Source organism: Lactobacillus amylolyticus DSM 11664, from assembly GCF_000178475.1.
Classification (GTDB): Bacteria; Bacillota; Bacilli; order Lactobacillales; family Lactobacillaceae; genus Lactobacillus; species Lactobacillus amylolyticus.
In genome coordinates, this window is the sequence record NZ_ADNY01000027.1 from 1 (window position 1) to 13,806 (window position 13,806).

Annotated in this window: 10 protein-coding genes; 1 reads left to right on the forward strand and 9 read right to left on the reverse strand. The window is 39.5% G+C overall.

Translation table 11 applies throughout. The features are described 5' to 3' along the window. Positions 1–7 precede the first annotated feature (7 nt). Positions 8–1,603 carry a GW dipeptide domain-containing protein gene (locus HMPREF0493_RS03200; protein ID WP_040457110.1) on the reverse strand — a complete coding sequence of 532 codons (1,596 nt, stop codon included), beginning with the start codon at positions 1,601–1,603 and terminating at the stop codon, positions 8–10. 165 nt (positions 1,604–1,768) lie between these two features. Between HMPREF0493_RS03200 and clpP the strand changes: the two genes are divergently transcribed. Next, positions 1,769–2,356, forward strand: coding sequence for an ATP-dependent Clp endopeptidase proteolytic subunit ClpP (clpP, locus tag HMPREF0493_RS03205; RefSeq protein ID WP_006351847.1), 588 nt, complete (start codon positions 1,769–1,771; stop codon positions 2,354–2,356). Between the two features lie 52 nt (positions 2,357–2,408). On the opposite strand, the gene whiA is transcribed toward clpP, so the two are convergent. The 8 genes from whiA to trxB form a co-directional block, all read right to left on the reverse strand. Next, the gene (gene whiA / locus HMPREF0493_RS03210) at positions 2,409–3,344 is read right to left on the reverse strand and encodes a DNA-binding protein WhiA (RefSeq protein WP_040457113.1); all 936 of its coding nucleotides are present in this window, start codon (positions 3,342–3,344) and stop codon (positions 2,409–2,411) included. Then, the gene (locus HMPREF0493_RS03215) at positions 3,337–4,380 is read right to left on the reverse strand and encodes a gluconeogenesis factor YvcK family protein (protein WP_006351849.1); all 1,044 of its coding nucleotides are present in this window, start codon (positions 4,378–4,380) and stop codon (positions 3,337–3,339) included. Before HMPREF0493_RS03215 ends, whiA begins: the two co-directional genes overlap by 8 nt. A gap of 9 nt (positions 4,381–4,389) precedes the next feature. Beyond that, complete coding sequence (gene rapZ, locus HMPREF0493_RS03220) at positions 4,390–5,265, reverse strand: RNase adapter RapZ (RefSeq protein WP_006351850.1); 876 nt, start codon at positions 5,263–5,265, stop codon at positions 4,390–4,392. Positions 5,266–5,367: 102 nt separating this feature from the next. Further along, positions 5,368–5,907 carry an HdeD family acid-resistance protein gene (locus HMPREF0493_RS03225; RefSeq protein WP_006351851.1) on the reverse strand — a complete coding sequence of 180 codons (540 nt, stop codon included), beginning with the start codon at positions 5,905–5,907 and terminating at the stop codon, positions 5,368–5,370. Positions 5,908–5,969: 62 nt separating this feature from the next. Further along, positions 5,970–8,825, reverse strand: a complete 2,856-nt coding sequence (uvrA, locus tag HMPREF0493_RS03230) for an excinuclease ABC subunit UvrA (protein ID WP_006351852.1) — start codon at positions 8,823–8,825, stop codon at positions 5,970–5,972. Beyond that, entirely contained in the window at positions 8,815–10,860 is a 2,046-nt protein-coding gene (gene uvrB, locus HMPREF0493_RS03235; protein ID WP_006351853.1) for an excinuclease ABC subunit UvrB, read from the reverse strand. Before uvrB ends, uvrA begins: the two co-directional genes overlap by 11 nt. A gap of 104 nt (positions 10,861–10,964) precedes the next feature. Further along, the gene (locus HMPREF0493_RS03240; RefSeq protein ID WP_006351854.1) at positions 10,965–12,689 is read right to left on the reverse strand and encodes a phospho-sugar mutase; all 1,725 of its coding nucleotides are present in this window, start codon (positions 12,687–12,689) and stop codon (positions 10,965–10,967) included. A 98-nt stretch (positions 12,690–12,787) separates the two neighbouring features. Further along, entirely contained in the window at positions 12,788–13,714 is a 927-nt protein-coding gene (gene trxB / locus HMPREF0493_RS03245) for a thioredoxin-disulfide reductase (protein ID WP_006351855.1), read from the reverse strand. Positions 13,715–13,806 lie beyond the last annotated feature (92 nt).

Consider the following 13,806-nt stretch of genomic DNA (forward strand, 5'->3'; position numbering starts at 1 on the left):
ATTTGTCTTACTTGAGACTATTGCTTTCAAGCAATTCAGCACGTTGAGCCAAGTTAGCGTATAACTTGTTGTCGCTGACTGAGATGCCTTCAATTTCACGTCCAGTAGTAAATGTGTATGACTTCTTGATAGTACCATCAGTGCCTAAACGAACGATCAAATCGTTAAAAGCAATGTAGAAGTTATTGTTAGTAGAATCATAAGTAAAGCCTTGAACTGGTTCGTTATTGCCTACAAAAGTGCTACTGGTTGCACCAACAATAGTTGGGTTCCAGTTATCACCGGTACGGTCAAATCTCCAGTATTCATAACGATCTTTAGTTGGATCGTAGTAAAGGCCATACATCAAGTAATCATTAACGATAACGGCATTCTTGAAGTAGCGTGGTGATGCGCTGCTGCCATTCCAGCATTTAATGGTCCAGATCTTGTGGATAGTTAAATCAGTCTTGTTAAGTTGAATGATTTCTTCAGAAGCAGCGGAGCCAACTTTAGTATTGTCATTAGCCAATAAGTAAACATACTTAGAACTTGAACCCATTGATTGACCGTGGCCAATTGGAACATATGGACTTACCTTAATGTTCTTAACGTAAGTATTAAATTTGCTTTGTGACATGGTTAATAAATATTGTGGGTTGTATGGATTTACAAGTTTGTTCAAGTTGTAGCCAACGACGTGACCAGAAGTCAAGTTGATGTGACTTAATAAACTAGTGTATGCCCAGCCATCTGAAACAGTAACCCCTTCTGGAATATGACCTACACGGTTGATATTACCATCACGAGTAGTATCAGTCTTAACGCTTAAGAAGACGGGTTGATATAATCTAGTAGTTAAAGTCATATCATCACTGGTCAAGCTGTGGGTCTTAGTTTCTGCGGTGAAATCTGTTGGACTTAAGTAGTTCAAAGATGCACCATAGTGGCTAACCCAACTGGGTAACTTGTTGGTACCTGTCTTAGCTGTAACCTTATCAGCATCAGCAATACCTTCAGAAGTAGTCTTTCTAACTGTTACAGTTGAAGTTGCTGAACCTGATCCATAAGAATATGTAACTTTGGTAGTACCAGCAGTACCACAATCAATGGTATCTTTTGAAACTGTTACTTCAGTATTGTCAACAACAGTACCAGTGCTATCGGTTGCATAGCTAATTGCGTCTCTAGTATTGAAACTATAATTTGGATTGTTTACCAAAGAAACTGTCTTAGGAACAGAAATCTTGTTTCGAGCAAAGTAACGTTGGTTTACCCAACCTACACGACGACCATCGACATAAATCAACCAATAAGTATACTTGCTGGTTTTAATGCTTTGGTTTGATTGAATGTGGTTATAACGGAAATTAATTGCGTCTGCCACTTTGGTAGAAACCTTACCGTTACGAACATTTTTCCACACCGTGTAGTTTTTGCTACCGGCGACCTTGGTCATTAATTGATAACTAGTTACTGTTTGAGCGGCCTTTTTCGTTGTATCTGTTTTTTTGCTAATAGTGGCTTCATCAGTAGAAGCAGCATTTACACCATTGGCAAAACCAAATAAGCCAACACCAAACAACGCAACTGAACCTACGGCTAAAAATTTCTTATAGTTCAAATTGTTTCCTCCATTACCTAAATACCCAGATAATGCTATTGTAATATAAAAGTGCTGAAATAAAAAATACAAAATCAATACACTTTGTTTGACAGTCATGTGCGTAAGTGATTTAATTAGCACTGTACTTGAAAGAGTGCTAATGATTTTTGAGGAGGCAAATATATGCTTGTACCTACAGTTATTGAACAAACTGCGCGTGGTGAACGTGCTTATGACATTTACTCACGCCTATTAAAAGACAGAATTATTATGCTTCATGGCGAAATCAATGACCAAATGGCCAATTCAATTATCGCCCAATTATTATTTCTTGACGCACAAGACAATACAAAAGATATTTCACTTTACATCAATTCTCCAGGTGGTGTTATCACTTCTGGTCTTGCAATTATGGATACAATGAACTTTATTAAGTCAGATGTTTCAACAATTGCAATTGGGCTGGCTGCTTCAATGGCTTCAATCCTTTTGACCAGCGGTACTAAAGGCAAGCGTTTTGCTTTACCTAACTCTACTGTTTTGATTCACCAACCATTGGGTGGTGCTCAAGGTCAACAGACTGATATTCAAATCGCAGCTAATGAAATTTTGAAGAGCCGTAAGAAGATCAACAAAATTTTGCACGAAACTACTGGTCAACCTTTGGACAAGATTCAAAAGGATACCGAACGTGACAACTACTTAACTGCTGAAGAAGCTAAGGAATATGGCTTGATCGATGAGATTATGGTCAACAAGAAGAAGAAGTAATAGTTCTGCTAGTTAAAGCAAAAGACGAAGGAAAAATTTCTTTCGTCTTTTTTTAGTCTCTTAAATTATCAGCAATTTCATGCAAACGTTTAAAGCGATGGTTAACGCCTGATTTTGAAATTGGGCCATCCGGTACTTGTTCAGCTACCTCTTTTAAGGAAAGTTCTGGATGTGTCAAACGGAATCTAGCCAAATTCTGCAACTTTTCAGGAAGACTATTAATGCCCTTTTTCTCATCGATCAGTTGAATATCTTCTACCTGCTTTGCAGCTGCTGTTGCTGTTTTTTTCAAATTAGCGGTATCGCAATTTACCAATCGATTAACTGAATTGCGCATATCACGCATAATTCTCAAATCTTCAAAAGACAGCATTGCATTCAATGCCCCAACAATATGCAAAAAGTCTCCGATCTTTTCAGCTTCCTTTAAATAAACAATGTAGCCACTGCGCCGCTTGGTTGTCTTTGCATTTAAGTAAAAATACTTATTCATCAGCTTAGCCAGATCTTCGTTATGGTCTTCATAAGTAGAATAAATTTCCAAATGATAGCGACTGGTTTCCGGATTGTTTACGCTGCCACCGGCCAAAAAGGCACCTCGCAAATAAGACATTGCTCCTTCGTGGGAATTCATAATTCGTTCGGGTACACGGGTAATCAAGCCCTTTTCTGGATCCCAAATCTGCAATGCTTCCAAAATATCGTTTACTTTTTGCTGCAGCCGAACCAGATATTGATTATTCTTCTTTAATTTCATCTTACGGGAAACGATCAATAGCGGCTCAACACCAAAAGCAACTTTAATTAAAGTAAAAACTCTTCTAGCAATGGCTGGATTTTCAGTTGTAATATCTAGACTAAATTGGTGATCGTGAAGATTTAAAACCCCGTTCATTCGCAAAAAAGCAGCTAACTCGGCTTTAGCGTGTTCCGGATGCACCTCCAAAGAAGTTAGCTCTTTTTTCACATCGCTAGCATAACTAGCCATTATCTTCATCCATACGCTTTCTTGACATCGCTTCGAAAGCTAAATTGATAATTTCTTTACCAACCTTATGTCCGTCATGGAAGACCAACCCATGGCGCTGATCAATAAAGTCGTCCGTAATTACTCGGCATTCTTGTTCTCTTAAACCTTTAAAATCATTTCTTACAGGTTCAAGGTATTCATCATAATCTTCTGGGTGGAATTTGCTCATATCGATTTTAGCGCCATTAACCAATGCCGTATTGATATAATGTCCGCCCAAATGCTCATTAATAACCCGTACGTGGTCGGCATCACTAAAGTGATCAGTTTCACCACGCTGAGTCATAATGTTGCAAATATAAATTACTTCAGCTCTGGTTTCGCGAACTGCTTGACCTAAGTTTGAAATCATCAAGTTAGGCAAAATCGAAGTAAATAAGCTTCCTGGGCCAAGTACAACGGCATCAGCCTGCATAATAGCTGCTAAAACAGGTAGCACCGCCGTTGGCTGTTCATCATCATCGGTGTCAGTTACCCAAACTCTTTTGATTCTTTTATCTTTTGAAGTAATTTCCGTTTCACCAGATTCTTTAGTCCCGTCAACAAATTCCGCATTTAAAGTCAACGGTTCATTCGAAGCCGGGAAAACGTGCCCATCGACATGCATCATCTTTGATAAACTTTGAACAGCATCGAAGATATTTCCATACATTTCATTCAAAGCAGCAATAATCAAATTACCGATAGCATGACCTGAGAAGAATGAATCCGATGAATCAAATCGATACTGGAAAACATCCTTTTCTTCTTGAGAAATATCACTTAAAGAAACCAAAACGTTTCTAATATCACCAGGTGGAACAACGTTAATAAAGTTGCGGATCGTACCTGAAGAGCCACCATCATCTGATACAGTGACAATCGCGGTGATTTCAGCATTTTGATCTTTTAGAGCATTGAGAATAACTGGCAAGCCTGTACCACCGCCAATAACTACAACACGTGGCCGTCTGCCTTTAATAACTCTAATGATTCTGTTTTCTGCATATGACACTTATGCCACCTACTTTCTTAGATAACGACTTACTTCACGGTGAGTAATATCAACAGGATACTTTTTAGCTAAATCGCGGGCCAATTGTTGAGCAATCGAAACGCTGCGGTGCTGGCCACCAGTACAGCCGATTGCAATTGTCAGCTTTTCCTTGCCTTCTTTAATATAGCCCGGAATCGCAGTATTCAGCAAATCAAGCAGCTTTTTATAAAAGGCCTGTGTTTCTTCCTTATTCATGACGTAATCAAATACGCGCTTATCAAGACCCGTAAATGGTCTTAATTCAGGAATATAGAATGGATTTGGCAAGAACCTGACATCCATCACAATATCAGCATCAATCGGCATCCCATATTTGAAACCAAATGACATAACTTCAATAGAGAATGGCTGACGTTTGCGATCGCTAAATTCACTCAAAAGCTTCTGTTTTAATTCTTTAGTAGAAATTTTGGACGTATCAATAATGTAATTTGATCTATTCTTGATTGGCGTCAAAATTCGTCTTTCTTCTTGAATTCCATCAAGAAGGCGGCCATTGGTGGCTAAAGGTGGAAGCCGTCTTGTTTCTTTATATCTTGCTACCAGAGTATCATCGGAGCAATCTAGAAAGACAATCGTTGCTTGCACATTGCCGTTATCTTCCAGGGAATTGACTTCATTAAGCAAATCATTGTAAAAATCCTTAACACGCAGGTCGATTACAACAGCAACTTTTTTGAAATCATTGGAATTGATAATCAAATCCCAAAAACTGCCCAGCAAAGTCGGTGGCAAATTATCGACGACAAAATATCCCATATCTTCAAGGGCATGGGCAGCAACCGTTTTTCCGGCCCCACTCATCCCGGTCACAATTAATAATTGTTTTTTCTCATCAGCCATAGTGCTCTCTCCTATCCAATTAATTATAGCATGCCGGGTGTTTCTTTTAAATCTTTTCAATAACAAAAAGAGCCTCTCGGCTCCTTTTGTTATTTCTTTAAATTAACGGTGCATCCAAGCAGTTATAATTTCGTTAATACCGAATACCAAAAGCCAAAACGCAACCAACCAGATCAAGCTAAGAGCAGCTAAAACTGGATTCAAAATTAAGACAACAGCGATAATCAAACTTAAAATGTTCATAATTAAGTTGAAAATGAAGTAGCCTGTTGAAAAGTCCTTCAAGTGCCATGAAAAACTGATTCCGACAATTGAATCAACGAAGAACCAAATAGCAAACAGGTAGGCAATTGTTAAGCCGCCGATATCGTATGAACATAAGAATAAAATACCCACGACGATATCAAGAATACCTGAGACTAAAGTTACCCAGCTGCGTGAGAAGAATTGACGGAAGCGTGAGTAGCTAGCAAGCCAAACAAGACCTTGTAAAATTGAAACAATCCCGAATACTAAAACAAAGGCATGCAAACCTTTTTCAGGGTTACGAATAAGCAAAAATGCAACTACGACCATCAAAATACCGGCAATAAATGCACCCCAGTCGAAGCCACGATTATTATCTCTAGAAAAACTATCCATGTTTTATCCTCCTTGTTCTTCATTCTACATCATTCTACACTAATTAGAAAATAATAAAATAATTATTTTGTTTTATTTGACTTCTTAGCTTCTTTTGTCAATTCAGTGTCTCTCTTTAAAACAGGAGCAAGATATTGGCCGGTATAGCTTTCTTTAACTTCTGCTATTTCTTCTGGCGTTCCTGTAGCTACGACCATGCCGCCGCCATCGCCGCCTTCTGGTCCAAGATCAATCAGCCAGTCCGCACACTTAATCACATCTAAGTTGTGTTCAATAATTAAAACGGTGTTTCCTTCATCAACCAAACGTTGGAGAACATTCATCAGGCGTTTTATATCATCTGTATGCAGACCAGTCGTTGGTTCATCCAGAATATAGAAGTTTTTGCCTGTCGACAGTTTTTGCAATTCGGCAGCCAGTTTCATTCTTTGAGCTTCACCACCGGAAAGAGTAGTTGCAGACTGACCAAGTTTTACATAGCCCAGACCTACATCGACAATAGTTTGCAGCTTGCGTTCAATTTTTGGAATGTTCTTGAAAAACTCCGTTGCTTCGTTGATCGTCATGTCTAACACTTGGGCAATATTCTTTTCACGGTAAGTTACTTCGAGCGTTTCAGAGTTATAACGCGTACCATGGCAGACCTCGCAAGGCACATAAACATCCGGTAAAAAGTTCATCTCAATCTTGATAATTCCATCGCCATGACAGGCTTCACATCTACCACCTTTAACATTGAATGAAAAGCGAGCCTTGGTATAGCCGCGCATTTTTGCTTCATTGGTTTGCGCAAACAGCGCTCTAATATCATCGAATACGCTAGTATAAGTTGCTGGATTGCTGCGTGGCGTTCTGCCAATTGGGCTCTGGTCAATATCAATAATTTTTTCGATATTTTTATATCCAGTAATACTCTTAAATTTACCTGGTTTAGTTGAATTATGATTTAGCTTTTGTGCTAGAGCCCGTTTCAAAATCATATTAACCAGAGTTGATTTGCCTGAACCAGAAACACCTGTCACCACGATCAGTTTTCCAAGTGGAAAATCAACATTGATATTTTTTAAATTGTTTTCAGCTGCACTCTTGATTGTGATCTTTTTGCCATTGCCTTTACGGCGTTTAAGCGGAACAGGTACGAACTTTTTGCCAGAAAGATATTGGCCGGTTAAAGAATTAGGATTTTTTTCAACTTCTTGCGGGGTACCAGCAGCCATCACCTTGCCGCCATATATACCAGCACCAGGACCCATATCAACCAAATAATCGGCCTGCCGCATAGTTTCATCATCGTGTTCAACAACAATCAGCGAATTGCCCAAATCCCGCATGCGTTTCAAAGACTTGATCAAACGATCATTGTCACGCTGGTGCAAACCAATTGAAGGTTCATCTAGCACATACATAACGCCGGACAAGTTAGACCCAATTTGGGTGGCTAACCTGATTCGCTGTGCCTCACCACCAGACAAAGTATCAGCAGAACGTGACAAAGTCAGATAATCAAGTCCAACGCTCACCAAGAAGGAAAGACGATCTCTAACCTCTTTCAAGATCGGTCGTGCAATCGTGGTCTTTTGCTCATTTAACTTTAGCTGCTTAAAGAATTTAAGTGCTTTATCGATTGATAAATCTGAGGCTTCAGCAATGTCCTTGCCATCAATCTTTACAGCCAAAGCTTTTTCATTCAAACGCTTGCCATGACAGGTCGCACAGGTTAATTCCGTCATGTATTTGCCCATCGCATCCCGCATGAATTTTGACATTGGGTGGCGATAGCGTCGATCAATATTGACCATGATTCCTTCAAATGGCTGTGTGGTATCATTAACGCCAAAATCGCCTGTTAAATGGAATTTAATGGCCTTTTTTGAACCAAATAAAATTGTTTCTTTTTGGTGTTTGGTTAATTTATTAAACGGCTTATCCATTGGAATTTTCAAAGCTGCACAGGCTTGTTCCAACATGCCGCTATAATATTTGGAATTCTTCCAGGGAATAAGTGCACCCTCTGCCAAAGTTTTGCTTTTATCGGGGATAACTAAATCTTCATCAACTGAAAGTTTCATCCCTAAACCATCACAGGCCGGACAAGCACCGAATGGGGCATTAAATGAAAATAATCGTGGTTCCATTTCACCCACTGTAAAGCCACATTTTGGACAAGCATAGTACTCAGAAAAGTTAAGCATCTTGCCACCAATCACATCAACGTTCATATAGCCATCAGACAAACGCAATGCAGCTTCAACTGAATCAAACAGGCGTGAACGAATGCTTGGCTTAACGATTAAACGATCAACTACGATATCGATTGAGTGGCGCTTGTTTTTTTTAAGAGAAAAATCTTCGCCTATTTCATGCATTTCTCCATCGACAACCACGCGCACATAACCAGCACGTTGAACCCGTTTGAAAACTTCCTTATGCTCACCGCGCTTGTCACGAATGACTGGTGCAAACAATTGAATTTTGCTGCGTTCAGGCAAAGCCATGATGCGGTCGACCATTTGATCCACACTCTGACGCTCGATCACAGTACCATCATTTGGACAAATTGGCGTGCCAACTCTTGCCCACAACAAGCGAAGGTAATCATTGATTTCTGTAACCGTACCAACTGTTGAACGAGGATTATGCGATGTCGTCTTTTGGTTGATGGAAATTGCAGGATTTAAACCATCGATTGAATCAACATCCGGCTTATCCATTTGTCCTAAAAATTGTCGCGCATAGCTCGAAAGAGACTGAACATAACGCCGTCTTCCTTCTGCATATAAGGTATCAAAAGCTAAAGAACTTTTGCCTGAACCAGATAAGCCCGTTACCACAACTAGCTTATTCTTGGGAATTGTTAAATTCACATCTTTAAGATTGTGCTCGCGAGCACCACGAATTACGATTTGATCATTTGCCATTGAATGTCTTCCCTTTTCTCTTAATCGGCTTCTTGACTGATTTTTGCAATTCCATCATTGCGTCCCGCAAATTGGCTGCTTCTTCAAAATCGAGTTTTTTGGCAGCTTCTTGCATTTGTGCTTTGAGACTGTCGATCATCTTTTCTTTTTGCTTCTTTGTTAATTCATCGAAGTTCAAATCAGCAAAGCTATCCGACTTTTTATACTTGTCATCAACTTGCTTGGTCGCTGAAATTGCTTGCCGAATTGGCTTGATAATTGTTTTTGGCGTTATGCCATGTTCTTTATTGAATTCCATCTGAATCTTGCGCCGACGGTTAGTTGCATCGATCGCTTCGCGCATTGAGTCGGTAATTGAATCAGCATACATGATTACTTCACCGTGAGCATTACGAGCAGCCCGACCCATGGTCTGAACTAATGGCCGATATGCTCTTAAGAACCCCTCTTTATCCGCATCCAGAATTGCAACCAACGAAACTTCAGGAACGTCAATTCCTTCACGCAAAAGGTTAATTCCAATCAAAACGTCAAACTTGCCCAGTCGCAAATCGCGTAAAATTTGCATTCGTTCCAGCGTTTTAATATCGGAGTGAAGATAGCGAACCTTTATCCCAAGATCCTTCAAATAATCGGTTAAATCTTCAGCCATCTTTTTAGTAAGCGTAGTTACAAAAACACGCTCATTTCGTTCAATGCGTTTGTTGATTTCACCAACCAAATCATCGATCTGCCCTTCAATTGGGCGAACTTCTACTTTAGGATCCAGCAATCCGGTTGGTCGGATAATTTGTTCAACCTTATGATTGGTCCGTTCTAATTCATAATCTCCGGGTGTAGCGGAGACATATAAAATCTGGTTGACATGTTTTTCAAATTCAGAAAGCTTAAGTGGACGATTATCCAAAGCAGATGGCAAACGGAAACCATAATCAATCAACGTTTTCTTACGATTACGGTCACCATTGTACATCGCTCTTAATTCCGGCATTGTAGCATGGGATTCGTCGATTAAAATCAAAAAGTCATCTGGGAAGAAATCAAGCAAAGTATATGGTGGTTCACCGGCCTTCCGCCCTTCCATATGGCGAGAATAGTTTTCAATACCGTTAGTGTAGCCAACTTCACTCATCATTTCCATATCATAAGTCGTTCGCTGCTTAATCCTTTGCGCTTCAAGCAGCTTGCCTTCGCCTTCGAATTTTTTGACTTGAACGTTCATTTCCTGCGAAATAGCTTGCAATGCACGCCGCATCTGTTCATCGTTGGTCATGAAGTGCGTAGCTGGGAATAATGAAATACTTTCCCGTTCACCAAAAATTTCACCAGTCAGAGAGTCGATTTCGACAATACGATCAATTTCATCACCAAAAAATTCAATCCGATAAGCATGTTTGGAATTACCGGCTGGGAAGACTTCAACAACATCGCCTCGAACGCGGAAACGACCACGTCCAAAGTCGATATCGTTACGATCATATTGAATGTTGACGAGATCCCGCAATAAGACGTTTCGCTCAATCTCATCACCTTCATGCAAAGTCAAAACGCTTCTTGCATATTCCCGTGGATCACCTAATCCATAAATACATGAAACAGAAGCCACGACAATAACATCGTTTCTTTCCATCAAGGCTGAGGTGGCAGCGTGACGAAGCTGATCAATTTCATCATTGATCGCAGAATCTTTTTCAATGTAAGTATCTGACTGCGGAACATAAGCTTCCGGCTGATAATAGTCATAGTAGGATACAAAATATTCAACAGCATTATGCGGAAAAAAGCTCTTAAATTCGCCATATAGTTGTCCAACCAAAGTTTTATTGTGCGATATTACCAAAGTTGGCTTATTTAATTTAGCAATGATATTGGCCATTGTGAAAGTTTTACCCGTTCCCGTGGCACCTTCAAGAATCTGTTCTTTATATCCCTTTTTAAAACCAGCGGTAAGTTTATCAATTGCTTGTTGCTGGTCACCAGCGGGACTGTATTTAGAAACTAGTTCGAATTTGCGATTTTCTTGTCGTTTAATCATTTGCCAAAGACTCCTCGTAAAAAAAGTTGGACTAAAAGCCCAATTTTCTTATTTTAACGTCTTCAATTTTACTACATCGAACGTGTTTTCGCACTAAATTTGCATTATTTTAATAGTCTTGACAAAGCATCTTGATAATCTTCAGCAGCTTTTTCTGCAGTTTCAATATCCTTCCGGTTAACGCCAACATATGCCTTAATAACAGGCTCGGTACCGGATGGACGTAAAGCCACCCAGGTTTCATCATCTAAGAAGTATTTCAAAACATTTGATTTTGGAAAACCGGTTAAGGCTTCTGAATTGCCATTTTCAGTCGTTATTTGTTCTTCGAAGTCTTGAATTTTAACTACTTTGGCACCATTAATTTCAGACAAATGCTCTTGACGAAGACGACTCATTAATTCTGCCATCTTCTTTTGGCCACCGATTCCTGGCATTTCAATTGCTTTAGTAATTTCATAAGCAACGCCGTATTTCTTCCAGATTTCTTGCAAGCCATCAAAAACGGTCATGTTCTTAGAAGCATAATAGCTAGCTACTTCTGCAAACATTAAAGCTCCCTGCATAGCATCCTTATCACGAGCAAACGGCTTAAATAAGTAGCCATAGCTTTCTTCAAAGCCCATCAAGAATTTAGCATCCTGCGCTTTGTTCATACGATCGACTTCTTCGCCGATGTACTTGAATCCAGTTAAAACATGTTTGGTTTTAATTCCGAAATCCTTAGCAATCTTAAATGGCAAAGCACTTGAAACTACTGAAGTGACAATTTCATAATTTGCATCCAGCTTGCCGCTTTCTTTCAAGTGAACCAATAAGTAATATGCCATTAAGGTGGCAATTTGATTGCCAGTCAATACTTGGAAGTCGCCATTGTCTTTTCTAACTGCGGCACCCATACGATCGGCATCTGGGTCAGTAGCAATAATGACGTTGGCATTAACTTTATCGGCCAATTTGAAGCCTGGTTTGAAAACGTCACGGTATTCAGGATTAGGTTTGATTGTTGTCGGAAATTCTGGGTCAATAATTGATTGACTCGGAACAGGAATAATATTATCAAAGCCGCTTTGTCTAAATGCACGATCATACAGCATCTTGCCTGTACCATGAAGCGGAGTATAAATAATTTTTAGCTTATCGGCGTTTTGCTTGATCATTTCTGTATCAATGTTGACTTGTTTCAAGTGTTCAAGATAGGCTTCATCAACATCTTCACCAATTAATTGCAAAAGACCATCTGCACGGAGTTGTGGTACCGGAGCAGCCTTAACAGAAAAGATATCCTTTACCTTTTGTGCATATGCAAATAAACGATTAGCATGTTCTGGCGCCATCTGTGCACCATCTTCGCCATATGCCTTATAACCGTTGTATTGCTTGGCATTATGTGAAGCCGTGATATTAATACCTGCAAAAGTATGCAAATAACGAACGGCAAATGACAATTCTGGCGTTGGGCGCAAGTCATCAAACAAGTAGACGTGAATGCCATGGGCACCCAAAATTCTTGCAGCATGTTCTGCGAATTCTCTTGAGTGGTAACGTGAATCAAAAGAAATAGCAACACCACGCTTTTTAGCTTCTTCACCATTTTCGTCGATTAAGCGGGCCCAACCCTCAGTCACGCGACCAATTGTAAACAAATTAATTCGATTAGTTCCAGGTTCTAGACGTCCACGCATTCCAGCCGTTCCGAAATTGATATCCTGACCAAATGCATCTTCAATCCATTTTTCATCTTTACCTAAAGTATTTAATTGATCTTGTAAATAATCTGGCAAATTAGTAGCAGCTTGCCATTGTTCATAAATTTCTTTTGCTAACATGAATGCCTCAATTCTTATCTAAAATTAAATTCTCAGTTAATATTGTACTATTTTTTGTAAAAAAAAGAGACCCACTTAAGTTAAGTGAGTCTATAATGTTAGTCATCTAAATTTTGAAGATAATTATATGCTTCTTGACCTGCGATGCTGCCGTCTCCAACCGCATTTGCAATTTGACGCAAATCTTTGGCACGAACATCCCCTAAAGCTAAAATGCCAGGAACTTTTGTCCGCATATGATCATCCGTCTTAACCCAGCCATATTCATCCAAAATATCGAGATTCTTGAATGGAGCCGTTTGCGGAATTACACCAACATAGATGAAAACGCCGGCAACTTGCAATTTCTTTTCTTCACCGGTCTTCTTATCTTTATAAGCAATATCGGTAATTTTATTGCCATCACCTTCAATTGCTTGTGTTTGTGCGTTCCAGATAAATTTCATCTTTTTATTGGCAAAAGCCTTCTTTTGCAAATCAGGTTGGGCACGCAATTGATCTCTGCGGTGAATAACCGTCACGGATTTAGCTAATTGTGAAAGATAAATTCCTTCTTCAATTGCGGAATCTCCACCACCAATTACGGCAACGTCTTCATCCTTAAAGAAGGCTGCATCACAGACGGCACAATAGGAAACTCCTCTGCCAGAATATTCTTCTTCACCAGGAACATTAAGCTTTTTATGATCAGCACCCGAAGCAATGATGACAACCTTGGCCGTATATTCAGCTGTATCTGTCTTAACAATTTTATTCTCACCATCAAGACTCACAGCTTGTACATCACCGTATTCGAAATCAGGCTTGAATTTCATTGCTGACTGATACATTTTTTCTGCAAGTTCTGGTCCTTTAACTTCGGTAAAACCAGGATAATTATCAATTGCGTCAGTATTATTCATTTGTCCGCCATAAGGTCCACGGTCTAAAATTAGCACATTTAAATTTGCTCGAGCTGCATAAAGTGCTGCAGTTAATCCACCGGGGCCGGCACCAATAATAATTACATCATATTCTTTTGCCATTTGTTATGCCCTTTCCTTACTTTTCATAAGTGTATTTTACTATGATTAAAACGTTCTGACAACAAATTTGATTATAAACAACTTTAAGATAT